This window comes from Streptomyces amakusaensis, from assembly GCF_039532665.1.
In the GTDB taxonomy this organism is placed as follows: domain Bacteria; phylum Actinomycetota; class Actinomycetes; order Streptomycetales; family Streptomycetaceae; genus Streptomyces; species Streptomyces amakusaensis.
In genome coordinates, this window is the sequence record NZ_BAAASB010000034.1 from 1 (window position 1) to 19,891 (window position 19,891).

Genomic DNA, 19,891 nt, shown 5'->3' on the forward strand with positions numbered 1-19,891 from the left:
AGAGTTCCTGGCCCATGCCGGCTCGTTGTGAGCCCTGGCCGGTGAACATGACGGCGACCCGTCCGGCTCCTGCCGTGCCTTCGACGGTCTGGTCGCCGATGATCACGGCCCGGTGTTCGAACAGCGACCGCGTGGAGACGAGGGACGCGCCGATGTCGACCGGGCGTGCGTCGGAGTCGTCGGCGAAGGTGCGCAGGCGCTCGATCTGGTCCCGGAGGGCTTCGGGTGTACGGCCGGACACGATCCACGGCACCACCGCCGGAACCACACCCTCGACGGAGACTTCCTCCACCTCCGGTGCCTGCTCCAGCACCACATGCGCATTCGTCCCGCCCATGCCGAAGGAGCTGACGCCCGCGAGGAGCGGTCGGTCGGCGCGCGGCCAGGGCGTGAGTTCCTGCTGCACCCGGAGGTTCAGCAGGTCGAGGGGGATCTCGGGGTTCGGGGTCTCGAAGTTCAGGCTCGCGGGGATCTCGCGGCGCTTGATGGCGAGGGCGGCCTTGATGAACCCGGCGATGCCCGCAGCGCCCTCCAGATGGCCGATGTTGGTCTTGACCGAGCCGACCAGCAGGGGGTCTTCGGCCGCACGTCGCTCGCCGCCCAGCACCGCGCCCAGCGCGGCGGCCTCGATGGGGTCGCCGATCTTGGTGCCGGTGCCGTGGAGTTCCACGTACTGCACATCGCCGGGGGAGACGCCGGCGCGCTCGTAGGCACGGCGCAGCACATCCTCCTGGGCGGACCGGCTCGGGGTGGTCAGCGTGCTGTCGCTGCCGTTGTTGACCGCGCTGCCGCGGATTACGCAGTAGATGTCGTCGCCGTCGGCGAGGGCGCGCGCCAGGGGCTTGAGGAGTACGGCTCCGCCGCCCTCGCCGCGTACGTACCCGTTGGCCCGGCTGTCGAAGGCGTAGCAGCGGCCGTCGGGCGACAGACCGCCCCAGCGGGCGGAGAGTTCGGTGGTCTCGGCGAGGATGCTGAGGTTGACGCCGCCGGCGATCGCGGTGTCGGCCTCGCCGGAGCGCAGGCTCTCGCAGGCGAGGTGGATGGCGACGAGTGAGGAGGACTGGCCGGAGTCGACGATCAGGCTGGGGCCGCTGGTACCCAGGAAGTACGAGATCCGGTTGGCGATGATGCTGCGGTGGATGCCCGTCGTGGTGTGCTGGGTGGTGCTGTCGACGCCGTCACGGTAGATCAGCTTGGCGTAGTCGTCCCAGATGGTGCCGATGAAGACGCCGAGGCGGCTGCCCCTGAGATCGGCAGGTACCGTGCCGGCGTTCTCCAGGGCCTCCCAGGCGAGTTCGAGCATCAGTCGCTGCTGAGGGTCCATGAAGGCGGCCTCGCGCGGGGAGATGTCGAAGAAACCGGGGTCGAACTGGTCGATCCGGTCCAGGAACGCGCCCTGGCTGTCGCCGGTCCAGCGATCCTCGGGAACCGTGGTGATCGCGTGTGAACCGCTGCTCAGAAGTTCCCAGAGTGATCCCGGCGTCGGGGCCTGTGGGAAGCGGCAGGCGATCCCGACCACCGCAATCGCGTCATTCTGATCGACGTCGCCCGAGTCGCCCGAGTCGTCATTCACGACGGATGCGGCGTCACTCATCACTAAACCTCATTACTAAGTAGTAAACGGCAATCGGAATGTGTGCCCATTACTGCTTCCCTGCGTTCACCGTAACCCGCCATCACTTTCCTGTGAGCCCCTAAGAATCCCCTAATGCATGCTCTGTGCAACGGGTATGAGAAAGGCGCGGCACCGTCAACGGTGCCGCGCCGGATGTGAAATTTTTTTGATGCGAAATATTCAGTACAGCAGGACCGGTTTGACGGTGCGTCCGCTCTTGCAGTCCTCTGCCGCCTTGTTGATGTCTTCGAAGGGGTAGGTTCGGATCAGCCGGTCGAAGGGGAAAAGGCCGGCCCGATGGAAGTCGATCAGCTGGGGGATGAACAGTGCCGGTACGGTGTCGCCCTCGACGACGCCCTTTATGGTGCGGCCGAAGAGCAGGGAAATGCCGACGGACATGTTCTGTCCGGCCCCGCCCGAGCCCACGATCGCCGCGGTGCCGCCGGTGTTGAGGACTTCGACGGCGGTGTGCACGGTCTGTGGGACCCCGACAGCGTCCACGGAGAAGTCGGCGCCCGTGCCGGTGAGGTTGACGATGTCGCGGACCAGGGTGTCCGATCCGGCGTGCAGTGCGTGGGTCGCGCCCAGGTCTTGCGCGAGTTCCAGCCGGTGGCGGTGGAGATCGGTCACCACGATCCGGTCGCATCCCGCGATCCGGGCGGCCATGACGGCGGCGAGCCCCACCGCCCCCGCGCCGATGACGACGATGCTGCTGCCGGGGGGTGCCTTGAGCGAGTTGAGCACGGTGCCCGCGCCGGTCTGGAGTCCGCAGCCCATGGGGCCGAGGAGTTCCCGGGGCACGTCGTCGAGATCGCTGTCGACCTTGACGACACCGCGTTCGTTGACCACGACCTCGTTGCTGAAGGAGGACTGGCCGAAGAAGTGTCCGGACAGTTCGGCACCGTCGGTGCCGCGATAGGCGGTGGAGCCGTCCGGCCGCCGGCCCTTCAGGTTCATGGCGAGGAACTTGGCGCAGTGCATGGGGTGGCCGGTGCGGCAGTTGCGGCACCGGCCGCAGCTCATGGGGGCGAGGACGACCCAGTCGCCCACGGCGACCGATCCGACGCCCGCCCCGACAGCGGTCACCACTCCGCAGCCCTCGTGGCCGAGGACGGCCGGCACACCGGGCGGCATGATCTGGTCCCGGGTCAGCAGGTCGGTGTGGCAGAGCCCGGTGGCGGCGACGCGTACCGCGACTTCGTCGACGCGGGGTTCCTCCACCCGCACGTCCTCGACCCGGAACGGCCCCCCTTTCTCCCTGACGATCGCCGCCTTGGTGACAGACATCGGAGTTCCTTCCTCGTGGTTGCCGTGTGGTGCTGTGTGGTGCTGTGTGGTGCCTGGTGAGGGCTGACCGGGCACCCCGCCCGGTCAGCCGGTGGGCCGTCAGTCGACCCGGTGCACCGCTCTGACCCCTCCGTTCTCGAAGGCGAGGTTCTTCTCGTGCGGCACGGGTAGATCCGCGAAGGCGAACGGGGCGAGCTCGCGGTCCGCCATCACCAGCCACGCCTGGCCGGTGCGCGGGTCGGCGAGCACGGTCTCCAGGGCGTCGACGACCTCGGCGGAGGTGGAGATGGGCAGGCCTGCCCGGACGAGCTCGCCCATCCGCTCGGCGATGAGCGGGGTGTCGACGAGCCCGGGGCACAGGGCGTTGATCGATATGCCGTCCGCCTCGAGTACCGGGCCCAGCGACCGCACGAGTCCGACGACCGCGTGCTTGCTGGCCGCGTAGAAGACCTCGTACGAGGGGCGCATGCCGGTGGCGCTGGCGGTGACGACGATGGAACCGCCGCCGGCCGCCTTGAGCGGCTCGTACGCCGCCTGGACGCCGAAGACCACCGAGTCCAGGTTGACGCCCATCAGCCGGCGGTAGCGCTCGGGCGCGAACGACGCGCCGATCGTTGTGCCGCTGATGGTCCCCGCGTTGAGGTGGACGATGTCCAGCCGGCCGTGGGCCGCCACGGCGGCCGCGACCGCCGCCTCGTTGTCGGCCTGCTCCCGGACGTCGGCACGGACGAAGAGCGAGCCCGTCTCCGAGGCCAGGGCCTCTCCTCGCGGTACGTCCACGTCGGCGATGACGACCTTGCCGCCATGGCCGGCGAACCGGCGGACGGCGGCGGCCCCGATGCCGCTCGCGCCGCCGGTCACCAGGATGACCGCGTTCTTGAAGCGGTGCGTCTCCCCGCTCACGGCAGCTGCACCGAGAGCTTGTGGCGGAAGATGTTGCGCGGGTCCCACACGGCCTTCGCCTGCCGCAACCGGGTGTAATTGCCCTTGTGGTAGAGGGCCGGCCACTGTACGGGGGAGGTGTTCCAGGTCGGGTCGAGCACATCGGTGTCGGGCCAGTTCAGGAACAGCCCGTCGTAGCGGGCGTTCGGGGTGGGATAGCCGCCGGTGTCGGCGTGCAGAGCCTGGTAGAACTCCCGGTTCCAGGTGAGATGGCGGGAGTCGTCCGCCGCCACGTCCCAGCAGCTGAAGACCGAGGCCAGCATGACCGCGCTGCGGTGCGCCGCGGCGATGGCCGAACCCGAGGCGGCGTTGATCTGGCCGCCGTAGGAGCTGATGCTGAAGCTGGAGGCGGAGTGGCTGTACGTCGTCGACGTCAGGTACTGGTGGATCGTGGCCGCCTGGTCGTCCGTGTACCGCTTGATCAGCAGAGCGCCCTTGGTGCGGGACCTCGGCGGACCCTGGACGCCCATCGCGACGGCCGTGTCGGTGGCGTTGACCGTGGTGTACTGCCAGGGCTGCCTGCCGGTGTTGATCAGGTTGGCATGCGGGGTGACATTGGTGGTGAGGGTGGTGAGGAAGTTGTTGAGCAGCTGTTCATTGCCCTGGACGGTCGGGTCGACCTGGGCGGAGACGATGACACGCCCGGCTTCCTTGCGGGGGGCGATGAGCGAGGCGTACAGCTGGTTCCCGGCCTGGCCGGGGGCGCTGTTCGCCTCGTGCCAGACGCCGTAGTTCTTCAGCAGCTGGATGAAGGAGACCTGGTCCATCGCGGACCAGTTCCAGATGGCACGGCCGGTCATGAGCGCGCCGGGGCGCTTGGGCAGCGCGGTGGCCGCGCTGGTGGGGACGGGGCCGGGCGAGCGCATCCAGAAGCGGGTGACGACGCCGAAGTTGCCACCGCCCCCGCCGGCGTGGGCCCACCACAGCTCGCGGTTGGGGTCGTTGGTCTCGCGGGTGGCGATGGTGGTGACCACGGCGCCGGCGGCGTTGACGGTGACCACCTCCACCGCGTAGAGGTGGTCGGAGACCAGGCCGTGCTGGCGGGAGAGCGCCCCCGCGCCGCCGCCGATGATGTGGCCGCCCGCGCCCACGGCGGGGCAGAGGCCGGCCGGAAGCGTGACCTCCCAGCCCAGGTCGAGGGAGCGGTAGATCTGCCCCAGCGTGGCGCCGGGCTCGATGCAGAACGCGTTGCGGGCCGTGTCGTACGTAATGGCCCGCATCTCGGAGAAGTCGATGATGATCTGCATGGCCGTGTCTTCGACGAGGCCGTCCAGTCCATGGCCTCCGGAACGGATCGCGATGCGCTTGTTGGCGCTGACCGCGTCGGCGACCGCCTGTGCCACCTGGGCGGCGTTCCGGACGATACGGAACGACTCGGGAGTCGCCTTGTAGAGCTTGTTCCAGTTCCTGAGCTGAAGATCGGCGTAACGCGGATCGGTGGGACCGATGGTGACGGCCGGCGGGACGGTTGTCGTGGAGTTCGCGGGCGTCCCGCCCGTGGCGAACGCCGGATTGGCGACGGCGAGACCGGAGGCCACCGCACCGGCCCCCACTATTACTTTTCGTCTGGAGTAAGCAGACATGGAAAAGCCCCCCTGTGTATGGACGAGAAAAGCGTGGATGGTTTCAAGGGGGAGATTAATCGGCCCCTGGCTGAAACTCATCCCCTAAAAAACCCCAGTGAATTGGCCCGCGCGGCGGTTCGCTACTTCTGTTCCGCGCCCGCCCCGGCCGTCTTCCCGGGCCGGATGTTGATCAGCAGGCCGGTGGCAACGGCTCCGGCCAGTGCCACGACGGCGGCGACACCGCACGCCACCGCGAGGCCGTGGACCGAGGCCTCCTGGGTCGCCTCGGCGGAGACGGCGCTGGAGCCGAGGTGGGCCGCCGCCGCGCTGGTCGAGATCGTGTTGAGCAGAGCGGCGCCGATCGAACCGCCCACCTGCTGTGAGGTGTTGACGACCGCCGAGACGATGCCCGCGTCGCGCGCCTCGGTCGCGGACATGGCCGTCTGGAAGATGGGCACGGCCAGATTGCCGACGCCGATGCCGAAGAGGAACAGGGCCGGGAACACACCGGTCAGATAGTCGCTCTCCGGAGTGAGGCGGGTCAGCAACAGCAGCCCGAGCGCCGAGACGACCAGCCCTGCCGTGATCATCACATGGGGCCGCATGCGCAGCAGCAGCCTGCTGGCGACCTGTGTCGAGTAGACGGCGGCGGTGACGATGTAGGCGAGGAAGGCCAGACCGGTCTTCAAGGGCGAGTAGTTCATGACGGTCTGGAGCTGATAGGTCATGCCCAGGAACATGCCGAGCATGCAGAACGCGGAGATCGCCATGGCGAGGAACGCGCCGCCGCTGTTGCGGTTGGTGATGACCCGTAGCGGCAGCAGCGGCCGTTCCGCCTTCGTCTGGACGACGACGAACGCGGTGAGCAGGACCACCGCGGCGATCAACGAGCCGACGATCGAGGGCGACCCCCAGCCCAGGATGCCGCCCTCACCCAGCCCGTAGATGAGACCGAGGATGCCGCCGGTGGCGAGAACGGCGCCCGGAATGTCGAGCTTGGCGTCCGTGCCGCTGGTCGGGGCGGGCAGCGCCAGCAGGCCGCCGATGACGATGACCGCCGCGAACAGGATGTTGATGTAGAAGCACCAGCGCCAGTCGAGATAGTCGGTGAGCACGCCGCCGAGGATCAGCCCCACGGCACCGCCGGACATCGATATCGCGGCGAAGACGCCGAACGCCTTGGTGCGTTCGGCCGCGTCGGTGAAGGTGCTGCTGATCAGCGACAGCGTCGAGGGGGCGATGAGCGCGGCGAAGACGCCCTGTCCGGCTCGGGAGCCGATGAGCATCCCGGGCGTGGTCGCGGCACCGCCGACGGCGGAGGCGATGGCGAAGCCGATGACACCGATCATCAGGGCGCGCTTGACGCCGATGATGTCACCGATGCGCCCCCCGAGCAGCAGCAGTCCGCCGAAGGTGATGGCGTAGGCGCTGACGGTCCACTGGCGGGACACGTCGGTGAGGCCGACGGCCTCCTGCGCGGAGGGCAGGGCCACGGCGACGATGGTGGCGTCGAGGAACACCATGAGCTGGGCGAGTGAGACGACGACCAGGCCCCACCAGCGGTTTCCCCGTTTCGTGGTGCCGGTGGCACCCACACTGCCGCTTGTGGTCTTCGTCGTCATGTCTGTCTCGCTCGTCTCGATGTAGGCGGTGATGGTGCGGCAGGGGTGCGGGCAGGAGGCCTCGTGCCCGCACCGGATCAGCCGAGCCGGGAGCGGAGCTCTCGGCGGTCGGTCAGCTGCAACTTGCGGTAGGTACGGGTCAGATGCTGCTCCACGGTGCTCACGGTCACCGACAGCTCGCGCGCGATCATCTGGTTGGAGATGCCCTTCGCGGCGAGCACGGCGACGCGCCGCTCCGAGGGGCTCAGCTGCTGGAGGCAGATGGCGTTGCGGTCGTAGATCTTGTACCGGGGAACATCGGTGTGCTCCCGGTTCTGAAGCGGTTCGCCGTTGCGCAGTCCGGCGACGACCGTGGGCAGTTCCGGGGCGCCGATGGCCTCCCGCAGCCGCTCGAAGATCTCCTCGCGCAGGTCGAAGCGGCTCTCGTCCCCACCGGTTTCGCGGGCGGGAGGCCGGGGCCGGTCCAGCGCCTGGACGATGTACTCGACGGATTTGCTGTAGTCGCCCATGGCCATGTGGGTCGCGGCGGCGGACAGCCGCCACGGAATCCGCCAGCCGTGGTCCAGGCCCCAGTTGTCGAGGACGCGCCCGCAGCGCAGGAAGTCGGCGAGTGCCGGGAGGTGTTCACCGGAGGCCAGATGGTGGTGGCCGCGGGCGTAGAGGTAGCAGAGACCGTAGCGGGTCTCGTACAGGGAGGCGGGCACACGGCGGCGCAGCAGGGCGGTCGCGTCCGCCGGGGTGCCGGCCAGGGTGTGGGCGAGCAGGAGTGTGGCGAGGGGACCCCCGACGCGTACACCCCACTGGTGCGGGGGCAGTTGGCTGAGCGCTTGTTCCGCGTCGGCGACGGCCGCCGCGTGGTCGCCGACGGCGAGGGCCGTCTCGGCGCGCACCGCGGTGAGCTGGGCCCGCCAGGGGGTGGTGTCGCGGTTCTGGTCGTCGGCGAGGAACCGGTCGCACCAGCCGCGGGCCTGCTGGGGCGAGCCGCTGTGGATCTGGGCCCGGAGCGCGGCGAGCACGGCCGGCGCGGCCTCGTCGGTGAAGATGCCGCGCTCCAGCGCCTGGTTGGCGAGGCTCATGGTCCGCCGGGCGTCGGTGCGGCCGGTGAGGGTGCCTGCGAGGGCCCAGGCGGCGGCGTAGCGGGCGCCCCGCACGGAGGCGGTATCGATTCTGGCGAGGGGGTCCCGGTCGCCGACGGCCTGCCGCAGCAGGCCCGGGAAGTCGGCGGCGACCAGAAGTTTTCCGGCCTCCAGCTCCATCACCCGCTGGTTCTCGCGGGAGGCGAGGTCGCGGATGCCCTGCTCGATGGTGCCGACGATGTCGCGGGCCTCCAGCAGGGTTTCCAGTCTGCGGCCGGAGAGGTGGAACTCCTCGCCGGAGTGACACTCGGTCAGCGGCGCGGGCACGAGGCCGTTCTCGAAGGAGTCCAGCCACCGGGCGGCGTCCTCGGCGGACGCGCCGTCGGCGTTGAGTGCCTCGGCGGCCTGGCGGCCGAGGAGGGCCCGCCGCTTGCGCGGGATGTAACGGAGGATCGCCTCGCGGGCGGCGGGATGGCGGAATCCGCCGTCGGAGAGCAGTCCGGCGGCGACCATCGCACGCGTGGCCTCCTCCACGGCCTCGGGTTCGCTGTCGGCGAGTTCGGCGATCAGCCGTGGTGAGCTGCTGCCGCCCGCCACCGCGATCGCCTCGGCGGTCTCCCGCGTCTCGGGGTCGAGCCGGTGGAGACAGTCCAGGACCGCCTGGGCGTAGGAGGGGCCTACCACGACGTGGTCACCGGCGGCATCGCGCAGCAGCGCGGTGGTGATGAGCAGATTGCCGTTGGAGATCCTGAGTATGTGCGAGGCGGCATCGAGGGTGAGCGGAAGGCCGAAGTCCGCGGCGGCCAGGCTCTGTACCTGCTCGGCGGTGAGCGAGGCGAGCGAGATCCTGCGGAAGGCGGACCGGCCGGCGAGCTCGGCCGACAACCAGTGGGTGGCGTGCGGGGTGTTCGTCCGCACGGCGGCGGCGAGGAGTACGGGCCGGTCGGCGATCTCGCCCGACAGCCGGGTAAGCAGCCGTCCTGTGGCCCGATCCGCGTGCTGGAGGTCGTCGACGAGGACGAGGACGGTGGTGGATCGGGCCAGGCGGGTGATGCCAAGGACCGTCGCGGATCCGTCCGGATCCACCGCCGGGGCGTGCTCGCCGAGCAACTGCCGACTGATGCCGGGTGCCCCTGTGTTTCCAAAAGGTGAACAGTTCGCCTTGAGAACCCGGATCCCTTGTCGGGTCGCGTACTCTGCGAAATCATTGAGCAGAGCTGTCTTTCCGGCCGCCATCGGGCCGGTCACCAGCGCGGTCCTTCCGTAACCCGCACCGGCGTCGGCCAGTACGTCGTGGAGGACTTTCCACCCGAATGTGGATTGCGTTGAAGCCATCGTGGCCGCATCTCCCATATCGCAATTACCGGGTGTGAGCCCGGCGCGGCGATGCGTAATGGCTTCGCGTTGCCGGGCGGGTGATTATCCCCAGCCCTGGTCGTCGTCGACGCTGGAATCGACCGTCACGGCGGGGAGTGGGCCGATGCCGTCAGAAGCCTCATAGGCGGAAGAAAATACCATGAGTGAGACACCCGCCAGGAGAAGGACATAAGCGGCGCGTCTGGCATGGCTGAAAAGGTTCATTCTGTACCCCCGTGTGGCTGAAAACGAGTGCTAAAGCGCAGCAACTGCCGGATTGACCGGCAGTGATCTCGCTCCGCAATCATCGCAAGAAAGCCGATCGTTTTTGCGGGAGGATAAGGATCCATTTGCCGACTGACTGAAAGCTGAGGGGATACGAATAGTGTCGTACAGTGACATACCGGACGCGTCTGGTATTCCGCAGACTGGCACCGTCGCCCACCAGGTCTATGAGTACGCCGTTCAGTGCGTGTGCATCGAAGCCGTCACCTGCGCCAGGGACCTCGGTCTCGCTCTCTCCCTGGTGGAGGGGGCCGTGCGGGATCTGGTGGAGGTCAGGCTGCTCCTCCCCGCGCAGGGAGTCGAGGGCGAGTACGTCGCGGTGAACCCCATGTCCGCCTCGATGCAGCTGCTCGCTCCGTACGACGAGGAACTGCGCGTCCGGCAGTACGCCCTTGAGCAGGTTCGACAGCAGATGCACGGACTCATGCCGCTGTACCGGACCAGTACGCCCGAGGCCCGGCGCGACGTTTCGATCGAGCGGATCGACAACCTGGACGCGGTGCGCGGAATCCTGGGCCGGCTGGCGGAGGAATGCCAGCACGAGGTCATCACTTCCCAGCCGGGCGGCGGGCGGGACGCGGGAATTCTCCAGGAGGCGGCGCGCCGCGACAGCGTGGTGCTCGCCCGCGGCGTCCGGATGCGCACCTTGTACCAGCACACCGCACGCTTTGACCAGCCGACACGCGAGTACGTCGACAGTATTTCCCGTCAGGGTGCCGAAGTGCGCACCACGGGCAACGGTTTCATGCGCGCCATCATCTACGACGCGAAGACGGCGGTCATTTCACTTCCGGACAATCCGCAAGGGGCCACTCTCGTAAGGAATCCGGACGTCACCCACTTCATCGTGCAGGCGTTTGAATGGGCGTGGGTGACCGCCCAGCCGTTTAATCCCCAATTCGATCGGAGTGAACTCCGCTCGATATCAGACTCTCTGAACCAGACTCTGATGCGCATGCTGGCGAGCGGCCACGGCGACAAGTCGATCGCCCGTCAGCTCGGGATGTCGCCCCGCACCTGTCAGCGAAGAATCTCCGAGCTGATGCAGGAGATCGGGGCCCGCACCCGACTGCAGGCCGGCTACCTCATCCATCAGCACGGGCTGGTAATGCCCGCTGCCGAGGGTGAGTTAGCCGACGAACCCGATGGTGAACCCGATGGCGGACCAGGTGACGAACGCGATGGCGAAGCGGACTGACGCGAAAACCCCCTAGAAATCTCTGGGGTTGATGTCCATTGCGTCGGGCAGGTGCTGCTGACTACCGTTATTTCGGGCCTCGGGGCGCATTCCCCGTGCTCTTACGGAGAAAGAAGGATTTCCCATGGGCAAGATTGTTGTGTTCGGTGCGGGCGGCAAGGCGGGCCGTGAGATCGTGAAAGAGGCCGTCTCCCGCGGTCACCAGGTCACCGCCGTGGTCCGCGACCCCGCCAAGTACGGCGATCTCGCCACCGACCAGGTCCAGGTGGTGTCCGGCGACATCGCCAATGTGCGCAGCGTCGCCGCCGTGGCCGCCGGCCACGATGTCGCGATCCACGCGGTCTACGACCAGACATCGGCCCCCGAGCCGTTCTTCGTGGGCGCGGCCCACGCCCTGTTGCAGAGCCTGCCCGCGGCCGGTGTGAAGCGTGCGCTGATCATCGGTCTGGCCTCGACGCTGGAGGTCGCCCCGGGCGTCCGTGTGATGGACACCCCGGACTTCCCGGAGGCCTTCCTGGAGTTCTGCAAGGGCCACGCGGCCGGTCTTGAGGTTTTCAGCTCGGCCACCACCGACCTCGACTGGCTGTACGTCACCCCGCCGATGGTTCTCGACCAGGGCCCGCGCACCGGCACTTACCGCGTCGGCGGCAACCAGCTGCTCGCCCAGGAGGACGGCACCAGCCATCTGTCCTACGCGGACCTCGCCGTCGCGCTGCTCGACGAGGTGGACACCCCCAAGCACCACCAGACCCGTATCGCCGTCGCGGACTGAACCCGCCTGCCTCGGGCCGGCCCAGGGCGATGCCGTCGTCCAGGGCCCGGCCGGACAGGGCAGACTGTGTGGAATGGAGAGCTTTCACCTCATACAACCTGCCCCCGAACGGTACGGACGCCTGCGGGTGCGGACCGACGATCTGAGCCCGGCCCGCTGGCTCACCGAGCGCACGCCGGGACACGGGGACTTCGGGACGGTGGCGGGGGTCGCCGCGCCCGGGTTCGAGGCCTACGCCCGGGTGCTGCATCCGGCCTCGCTGGACGAGCGGCCGGTGCGGTGGGACACGGTCGCCGCCGCCCACGGGCGTGAGACGGCACCGCTCATGGAGTGGCACGGCTTGATCGGGGTGGACCGCGATTACCACAACGTCTCCGAGTACGGTCTGCCCGGCGTCTGGGACGAGCACCCGGAGGAGGGCCCCACCCCGCCCGGTGTGGCCGAGGCGCTGATACCGGTCCTGGCCCGGCACACCGGAACCCCCGAGCAGTGCTGGTTCGGCCTGTGGGCCGGCTACGGGGTCCACGACTTCGACGGTACGCCCACCTTCGAGACCCCCGGACGGGACGAGGTGCTGCTCTCCGGAACGCTCGCCGAAGCCGTCTCGCCGTCGGACATGGACCACTGGTCGCAGCTGCCCGACCTGTGGTGGCCGCAGGACCGCGCCTGGTGTCTGGGCGGCGATGCCGACCTGGTGAGCACCTATGTCGGCGGCTCCCGGGAGCTGATCGCCGAACTGCTGGCCGCTTCGGAACTGGAGGCGCACCCGGTGGCGTACGGCGACAGCCCCTACTGACCCGCCCCGGGACCTCTCACCCGAGCGAACGCGCCATCGCCCGAACCGTGTCGGGCCGGCTGAGCAGATCGGTGCTGTCGGCCCACTGGTCCACGCCTCCCACCAGCGGCAGCTCCCGAAGCCCCGGGCTCGTCACCGTCCGGGCCAGCGCCTGGGCGAAGCGCTCGGCGTGCAGGACCAGGAAGGGGCGCGAGTGATAGGGGCGGCGGCCCGGATCCACCGGATCGGTGAGACCCGAAGCGTTCTGGAGCGCGGCGACGGTCTCGTAGGCATCGCACACATGCCCCTCCCGCACCCCGTACTCCGTCGCCGCCAGCGCACCGCGCAGCGACGGGGCGAGCGACTCCGCCACCGCGAGCCGGCCGAACGCGCTGCCGAGCCATTTGCCGTAAGGGGCGTACCGGCGCTCCAGCAGCAGACACAGCCGCATCAGATCCCGCACCAGACGACCGGCCGCGAGCGCGGAGCCGAGGTCGTCGCCGACCTCCGCGCACCGCCCCACGAAAGCCTCCTCCTGCGAGATCCGCTGCCACTGGCACGCCAGGAGGTAGCGCCACACCTGCTCGGGATACCAGGCCAGCGCGGACCGCGCGGCCGTGAGGACACCGAGGTCGTCGCGGAACACCGCACCGCCGGTGACCTCGGCGAGCCGCTGCTGCGGCACCGCCGCCCAGTCACGGTCGGCCGGGACCGCCCCCGCCCACTCCAGCCCCAGCCGCTCGGAGAGCCACGCGTGTGCCTCGTGCACATCCACCCGGTGATTGACCGGGCCCTCGGTCAGCAGCATCCGCCCGGCCGGGTCCAGCGCATCGTCACTCTCCCGGAAATTCGTGGGCCAGCCGCGCACCCGCTTCGGGAGCCGCTCCGCCAGTAGCCGCCGGATGTCCGCGCCGTGCCGGTCGCGGTCCGCCGGGGCGAGGAACAGCTCCAGCCGGGGCCCCCATTCATGGTCCGCCGACCGTGCCGTGTCGAAGCCCAGCACCTCCGAACCGCTGCCGACCCGGGCGGCCGTGTACCGCAGCCCCGGAAACCCGTCCCGCAGAATCGGCCGGACGGCCTCCTCGTACAGCGCTCCGGACAGCTCAAGACCCGGCACGAAATCAGGATCGGAGATCGTCATCCCTCCACTGTGCTCGACGCCCCCGCACCGCGGCCACCGGATATCCCGGAGACCGGTCTCTGTCCCTGTCCCGGGGTGTAGTCGGCGAGCGAGCGCCGCGCCCGCCACCCGCGCTGCTGGGCCTTGGCGGTGTCCAGTACGACGGTGTGCGCCAGCTGGTCGACGGCGTAACGGGTCAGCGGGGGCTCGGCGGCCGGGCGCAGCCGGGAGACGGCCTCGGCCGCCGCGGCGACGCCGTGGGCGAGGGGGAGCGGGAGATGGCCGACGCGGGCGCGGACGCCGTGGGCGCGCAGGACCGCGCGTACCGCTTCGTCGCGGGAGTACGGCGCGGAGTCGGCGATGTTGTACGCGCCGGGCGGCCAGCCGCCGGCGGCGAGGCAGGCGTCGGCGAGGTTCTCGACGGCGGTCAGGCTGAGCGTGACATCGGGCCCCGGCAGCAGCAGAAGCCCGGCGCGGACGCGGGCCAGGAGACGGGGCGTCAGATGCGGGTCGCCCTCCCCGTAGACCGCGCGGGGGCGCAGCGCCACCGCCCCGGCGGCCAGTGCCAGGGCCTCGCCCTCGGCCTTGGTGCGGCCGTAGGCGTTGAGCTGTCCGTGTACGGGGTGGTTCTCGGTGACGCGCTCCCGGCCGGGCCCGGGGGCGTAGACGCTGGCGCTGCTGACCCACACCACCGGGCGGCCCGCCGCCGCCTCCAGCAGCCGGGCCGTGCCGTCGACGTTGACGGCGCGCATCGCGGCCTCGGCCGGTGAGCCGGGCACGGGGTCGCCGACCGAGGCCGCGCAGTGGACGACGAGGTCGGCCCCCGCGAGATCGGGTACGGCGTCGGTGGCGGCGTCCCAGCGGACATGGCGGCCGACGGGCCCCGGCCGACGCCCCACACAGAGGACGTCCGCGCCCCGGGCGGCGGCGAGGGCGGCGATGTGGGAGCCGCAGAAACCGCTCGCCCCGGTGACGGCGATCGTGGTCACCGTGCCTCCACGGAGGTGGTCGCCCGGACGGTCAGCGAGCGCCAGCCGGGCAGCGCCGCGTGCCGGTCGGCGCGGGAGCGCACCACGGCCGGGCGGTACGGCGCGAGCGCGGCGAGGGCGTCGTCGAGCTGGGCGTGGGCGAGCCGCGCGCCCGGACAGGCGTGGGCTCCCGCGCCGAAGACCAGCCGGGCGAGCGCGGGATCGGCCGGGCGGCGGGCGTCGGGCGGGTCGCTGTGCGCGCCCGCGGCGTGCCGCGCGACGAGGATCAGCCGGTCGCCGGTGCGGACGGGACAGCCCTCCACCACTCCGTCGGCGGCGGCCACGCGCGGCAGCAGCGGTGAGGGCGCGGTGACCCGGAGCAACTCGCCCACCAGCGCGGGCCGCAGCTCCTCGTCCGCCGCGTCCGCCCACAGCCCGGCGTCCGCGCACCAGGCGGCGGCGCGGGGCAGCGCCGCGACGGTGGTGTTGACGGCGGCCACGGCGAGCATCGCCCGCAGCCCCGCCTCCTCGTCCCCGCCGCCGTCGGCCAGCAGCGCCTCCAATCGGGCCGCCGCCCCGGCCGCCGCCCGCGCCGCGCCGGGCCGCCGGGGACCCGGCAGATGATCGCGTACGGCCGCCGCGGCCGCGTCGGCGGCGGCCGAGGCGAGGGCGCACGCGTCCGCCTCGGTGCCCAGCAGGGCACGGACGCTCGCCCCGGCCAGCTCCCGGGCCACCGGGACGAGATCGACCTCGCCGCCCGCACCGAGCGGGGCCAGCCGGCGCGCCAGCACCTCCCGCCACACCGGGCGCAGCCGTTCCACCCCGGCCGCGCCCAGACCGCCCGCCAGCCCCCGGCGGGTGTCGCGGTGACCCGCGCCCTCTTGGTCGAAGAGCAGCCCGCCGCCTGAGAGTTCGCGGGCCGCGCCGCCGGTGGTCCCGGCCGCCGTCCGGTCCAGCGGGATCCGGGTGAGCACATGGCGGTACGCACCCGGCCCGTTCACCAGGACCGCCCGGCCGAGCCGGACCGCCGGCCGCCCCCGGACCGCCGCGAGGAGGGCGAAGAGCAGCGGATGGGAACGGGTGTAGACCCGCCGGTCACGGCGGCGCGCCGCACGGAGGGACGGTCTCGGGTCACTGCTCATCGCACATGCGCCTGTCTCTCGTCGGCCGGTCGGTAACGTCGGTCCCAGCACCACAGCAGGGTCCGCCGGGCACCCCACGCGCGCAGCCGCCGCAGACTGGCGCGCACCACCATCCCCTCGGCGCGGACGACCCGCGCGCTGTGCTCCCGCGCCCGGTTGAGCAGCACGACGTCCTCGGGCGGACCCGCGAGCGGAATCCGGGGCGCGCCGCCGCACCGCAGATACAGCTCGGCGGTGAGGGCGATGTTGTGCCCGTGGCACAGGACGTACGGGGCCAGGTAGCGCGGGTCGCGGTGCGCCGCGCGGAAGCGCCCGTACAGCGCGGTCGTCCGTACCACGGCGGGCAGCAGCACCCGTTCGGCGAACGACGGGGACTCGTCGGGGCGCGGCACGCTGCGCCCGCAGGCCATCTCCGTACCGCGCGCGAACTCGGCCCTGGCGGCGGCGATCCAGTCGCGGGCGGGCAGACAGTCGGCGTCGGTGCGCGTCAGCAGGACAGCGCCGTGCCCGATGGCGTAACGGAATCCGGTGTCGGCGGCGGACCCCGCGCCCGGCTGCGGCTCGTGGACGAGATGGACGGGGAAGGGGGCGGTGGCGGCGAAGCGGCGGACCGTTTCGGCGGTCGCGTCGGTGGAGGCGTTGTCGACGACGACCAGGGTGAGATCGGTGTCGCTCTGGGCCGCGAGGGCGGCCAGGGTGCCGCCGATGGAGGCCTCCTCGTTGAAGGCGGGCACCACCGTCCACAGGCTCATGTCCCGGCCCTTGCCATACGCGCGGCGGCGAGCCGGGCGGCAGCCGCGCGGTCGGGCTTGCGGGAGCGGCCGGAGAGCGGGATGTCCGCCAGCACCACGGCGTCCGGACGGGCGGAGCCCATCCGGCCCAGCGGCCCCTCCAGCGCGGCGCGCAGCCGGGCCGGGTCGGCCCCCGGGGCGGGCTGGACGACGGCCGCCAGCCGCTCGTCGCCGTCGCCCGCCGGTACGCCGACCAGCAGGGCCAGCTCCACACCGGGCACATGGAGCGCGGGCTCGTACAGCCCCGGGTAGATGTTCTCCGCGCCGCGCAGCACCATGTCCTTGCACCGGCCCGCCAGCACGATGCGGCCGTCCTCGATCCTGGCCCGGTCGCCGGTGGCGACCCAGGGCCGGGGCAGCTGCCCGAGGTAGCGGTCCCGGGCGGCAGGCCCGGACAGCAGCAGCTCGCTCCCCGCGCCGACCTCGGCGCTCACCCCCGGCAGCGGTACGCCGACCAGATCGCCGTCACCGGTGAACGCCGCCTTCTCCGCCGCCTCCACGGCCGCCGCCGGGAACAGCTCCGTCAGCGCGTACACCCCCCACGCCTCCTCGGCCCCGGCCGCCCTCACCCTCGTCAGCAGATCGGCGCTCGCCGGGGCGGAACCGGTCCACACCCGCCCGGTGAACCGCGCCCCCGCCGCGAGCGCGGCCCGCAGCTGAGGTGGCGTCAGATAGGTGGACCGGGGCCCCAGCCGGCGCAGCTGCCGGGCCAGCACCCCGGGGGAGCGGGCGGGCAGCGCCACCGGCGCGCCGCTCGCCAGGGACGGTACGAGTACGAAGAACGTCCCGCCGAGCACGGGCCCGCCGGGCTCGGGCCGCACCAGCTCGGCCACCGTCGCCATCCCGGCCGCGAGCGAGGAGCGCGTGTGCACCACCGCGCGGGGCCGGGCCGTGGTCCCGGAGGTGAAGACGATGACCGCGTCGCCGTCCCCGTCCACCGGGCGCGGCAGTACGGCCGTACCGCCGCCGGTGTCCAGCGCGGGCGCGCAACCGGGCAGCCGGCGGCCGACCGTGGCCACCGGACCCAGCTCCGCCAGATCGGGCAGCGCGAGCCGGGCCCGGCGGGCCAGCGGCCGGGCCCAGCCCGCGACGGCCTGCGCGGAGGCGTCCGCGAGTACGAGATCGGGCCGGGCCAGCGCGAGCCGGGCGCGCAGCACATCGGGCCCCGCGCCGGGGTCGAGCACCGCCGCGCGCGCCCCCAGCCGGTGCACGGCGAGCAGCACCGCCAGCGCCCGGGGCCCGGGGCGCACCGCGACGCCCACCGTGCCGCGGCGCCCGACGCCCCGCGCGTGCAGGGCCCCGGTGTACCGGTCGGCGAGGTCGGCCAGTTCGCCCCGGCTCGCCCTGACGCGTACCGCCCCGGTACGGGTGGTGCCCAGAACGGCGGGTCCGCCGGGATCGGCCCGCAGGGCGCGGGCGAGGGCGTCGAGCATCAGCGGGGGTCCTGTCCATGACGGCCGGGACCCCGGTCGAGGTACCAGCGGGCGGTTCCGACGAGTCCGTACGCGCGCAGCCGGCGCGTGGAGTTCTCCACGACCATGTCGCGCGCGTGGACGATGGCGGTGGTGTGGCGGCGCACCCGGTTGAGGAACAGCCGGTCGGTGGGGGAGGGGCGGCGCGGCATTCCGCCGACCCGCTCGTACAGCTCGGCCGTGATGGCCATGTTGTTGCCCGCGTGCATCCGGTACGGGGCGAGATAGCCGTGGCGGCGGCGGTGCGCCGGACGTATCCGGCCGAAGAACGCGGCGACGCGCACCAGGAACCGGAACGCCGCCCGGCCGGCCGGGCCGTGCTCGTCGCGGCGCGCGTCGATCCGCCCGCACACCAGGCCCGCGCCACGCTCCAGCGCGGCCCGCGCGGCACCCGTCCAGCCGGGGCGCGGCAGACAGTCCGCGTCGGTGCGGGCGAGCAGCGTGGCCCCGTGCCCGATCGCGTACCGGAATCCGGTGTCCACCGCGCAGCCCACCCCCTTCTCCGGCTCGCTCAGGACATGCACCGGGAAGGGGGCCCGCCGCGCGAAGCGGCGGACCGTTTCGGCGGTCGCGTCGGTGGACGCGTTGTCCACCACCACGAGCGTGAAGTCCCGGTCCGTCTGCGCGGCGAGCACGTCGAGGGTGCCGCCGATGCGCGCGGCCTCCTGGTGGGCGGGGACCACCACCCACAGCGCGCTCACGCCTGCTCCCAGACCATCGTCATGATGCTGACGCCGCCGCCCAGACCGACGAACAGCACCCGGTCGCCGGGACGCAGCCCGCCGTGGACCCGGTCGAGCTGTACGCCGATGCTCGCGCTGGCGACATTGCCCAGCTCGGGGACGGTGACCACGAGACGGTCCCCGGGTACGCCGGTGACCTCCGTGAACCGCTCCAGGTAGGGCACCGTGACCTGGTGCACCAGGATGTGCCGGAAGTCCGTCCACTCCGTCCCGGTCCGGTGCCGCACCCGGTCCAGCACCGAGACGCCCACCTTCTCGAACACCTCGCGCAGCTCGCTCCCGTCACCCCGGAAGTAGGTGTGCTCGTCCCCGCGCGGAAGGCGCGAACCACCGCCGGGTATGCCCCCGGCCCGCCAGTGCTCGGAGAACGTCTCGCCGTCCACGTCGAGGATCCCGCCGCGCTCCACCGGCTCCAGGACGACCGCCGCGCCCGCGTCGCCGAAGGTGTACCCGGCGAAGCCGGCGCGGAAGGCGGCCGGATCGGCGGGTGCGTGGCGCACGGCTCGGCTCGGCGTCTCCCCGGTGACGACCAGGGCGCGCCGGGCACGGCCGGCGAGGATCATCGCCCGTGCGGTGTCGATGCCGTTGACGAAGCTGTTGCAGGCGTTGGTCACATCCAGGGCGTGCGCCCGGGAGCCCAGCTCCGCCTGCACGATGTGCGCGGTCGCGGGCTCCACCATGTCGCGGCTCGCGGAGGCGAACACCAGCAGATCGATGTCCAGCGGGTCCAGCCCGGCCCGCTCCAGCGCGGTACGGGCGGCGGCCACCGCCAGGGTCGAGGCGTACTCGCCCGGCCCCGCCGCGCGGCGGGTGACGATTCCGGTGACCCGCTCGAACAACCCCTCCGGCAGCGGCAGTCCACTGCTCCGGGACACCTGCCGGCGCAGCCCCTCCGACTCCACGACCCGCTCGGGCAGGAAGGCACCCACTCCGGTGATGCCGACACGCGGGGCACGCGGGGCACGCGGGACGCACGGGGAGCCGCTGACGAGGGCGCTCTGACTCTTCATGCCCGGAAGGCTATGAACCGGCCCGGAAGATGCGCATGGGTGTTCGTACTCATCTGCTGCCTGGTGATGTCCGGTGGTGCCTGAGTGTCCGCTGTGGTCCGCCGACCGCCCGTGCCGACCCGTTCGCCGAGCGGCTCCAGGGGCGTTGTCAG

The 19,891-nt window shown here is 71.6% G+C and carries 16 protein-coding genes; 3 read left to right on the forward strand and 13 right to left on the reverse strand.

The features are described 5' to 3' along the window. The 6 genes from ABD371_RS34205 to ABD371_RS34230 form a co-directional block, all read right to left on the reverse strand. Positions 1-1,594 (reverse strand): type I polyketide synthase (locus ABD371_RS34205; protein ID WP_344486113.1); only part of this gene is annotated, 1,594 nt, incomplete at its 3' end. A 201-nt stretch (positions 1,595-1,795) separates the two neighbouring features. Then, positions 1,796-2,902 carry an NAD(P)-dependent alcohol dehydrogenase gene (locus ABD371_RS34210; RefSeq protein ID WP_344486116.1) on the reverse strand — a complete coding sequence of 369 codons (1,107 nt, stop codon included), beginning with the start codon at positions 2,900-2,902 and terminating at the stop codon, positions 1,796-1,798. Between the two features lie 99 nt (positions 2,903-3,001). Further along, a complete protein-coding gene (locus ABD371_RS34215; RefSeq protein WP_344486119.1) occupies positions 3,002-3,805 on the reverse strand; it encodes an SDR family NAD(P)-dependent oxidoreductase in 804 nt (267 codons plus the stop codon). Continuing rightward, on the reverse strand, positions 3,802-5,382 hold the full coding sequence (locus ABD371_RS34220) for an FAD-binding oxidoreductase (RefSeq protein WP_344486123.1): 1,581 nt from the start codon (positions 5,380-5,382) through the stop codon (positions 3,802-3,804). Before ABD371_RS34220 ends, ABD371_RS34215 begins: the two co-directional genes overlap by 4 nt. A gap of 167 nt (positions 5,383-5,549) precedes the next feature. Then, a complete protein-coding gene (locus ABD371_RS34225) occupies positions 5,550-7,031 on the reverse strand; it encodes an MFS transporter (protein ID WP_344486126.1) in 1,482 nt (493 codons plus the stop codon). Between the two features lie 77 nt (positions 7,032-7,108). Next, positions 7,109-9,460, reverse strand: coding sequence for a LuxR C-terminal-related transcriptional regulator (locus ABD371_RS34230; protein WP_344486129.1), 2,352 nt, complete (start codon positions 9,458-9,460; stop codon positions 7,109-7,111). A gap of 388 nt (positions 9,461-9,848) precedes the next feature. Between ABD371_RS34230 and ABD371_RS34235 the strand changes: the two genes are divergently transcribed. The 3 genes from ABD371_RS34235 (at position 9,849) to ABD371_RS34245 (ending at position 12,514) form a co-directional block, all read left to right on the forward strand. Further along, entirely contained in the window at positions 9,849-10,946 is a 1,098-nt protein-coding gene (locus ABD371_RS34235; RefSeq protein WP_344486131.1) for a LuxR C-terminal-related transcriptional regulator, read from the forward strand. 124 nt (positions 10,947-11,070) lie between these two features. Continuing rightward, complete coding sequence (locus tag ABD371_RS34240) at positions 11,071-11,718, forward strand: NAD(P)-dependent oxidoreductase (protein ID WP_344486133.1); 648 nt, start codon at positions 11,071-11,073, stop codon at positions 11,716-11,718. Positions 11,719-11,791: 73 nt separating this feature from the next. After that, entirely contained in the window at positions 11,792-12,514 is a 723-nt protein-coding gene (locus ABD371_RS34245; protein WP_344486136.1) for a hypothetical protein, read from the forward strand. Between the two features lie 16 nt (positions 12,515-12,530). Here ABD371_RS34245 and ABD371_RS34250 read toward each other — a convergent pair whose 3' ends face one another. From ABD371_RS34250 to ABD371_RS34280, 7 genes are read right to left on the reverse strand one after another with little or no spacing between them, the layout of a single operon-like run. Further along, on the reverse strand, positions 12,531-13,634 hold the full coding sequence (locus ABD371_RS34250; protein WP_344486139.1) for a DUF4037 domain-containing protein: 1,104 nt from the start codon (positions 13,632-13,634) through the stop codon (positions 12,531-12,533). After that, positions 13,631-14,602: an NAD-dependent epimerase/dehydratase family protein gene (locus ABD371_RS34255; protein ID WP_344486141.1), complete on the reverse strand. Its 972-nt coding sequence runs from the start codon at positions 14,600-14,602 to the stop codon at positions 13,631-13,633. Before ABD371_RS34255 ends, ABD371_RS34250 begins: the two co-directional genes overlap by 4 nt. Continuing rightward, the gene (locus tag ABD371_RS34260; protein ID WP_344486143.1) at positions 14,599-15,723 is read right to left on the reverse strand and encodes a cytochrome P450 family protein; all 1,125 of its coding nucleotides are present in this window, start codon (positions 15,721-15,723) and stop codon (positions 14,599-14,601) included. Before ABD371_RS34260 ends, ABD371_RS34255 begins: the two co-directional genes overlap by 4 nt. Further along, positions 15,720-16,475 (reverse strand): glycosyltransferase, encoded by a 756-nt coding sequence (locus ABD371_RS34265; protein ID WP_344486144.1) that lies wholly within the window; start codon positions 16,473-16,475, stop codon positions 15,720-15,722. The genes ABD371_RS34260 and ABD371_RS34265 overlap by 4 nt, the downstream gene beginning before the upstream one ends. Further along, entirely contained in the window at positions 16,472-17,947 is a 1,476-nt protein-coding gene (locus tag ABD371_RS34270; RefSeq protein WP_344486146.1) for a class I adenylate-forming enzyme family protein, read from the reverse strand. Before ABD371_RS34270 ends, ABD371_RS34265 begins: the two co-directional genes overlap by 4 nt. After that, a complete protein-coding gene (locus tag ABD371_RS34275) occupies positions 17,947-18,687 on the reverse strand; it encodes a glycosyltransferase family A protein (protein ID WP_344486149.1) in 741 nt (246 codons plus the stop codon). The genes ABD371_RS34270 and ABD371_RS34275 overlap by 1 nt, the downstream gene beginning before the upstream one ends. After that, entirely contained in the window at positions 18,684-19,739 is a 1,056-nt protein-coding gene (locus ABD371_RS34280) for a 3-oxoacyl-ACP synthase III family protein (protein ID WP_344486152.1), read from the reverse strand. Before ABD371_RS34280 ends, ABD371_RS34275 begins: the two co-directional genes overlap by 4 nt. Positions 19,740-19,891 lie beyond the last annotated feature (152 nt).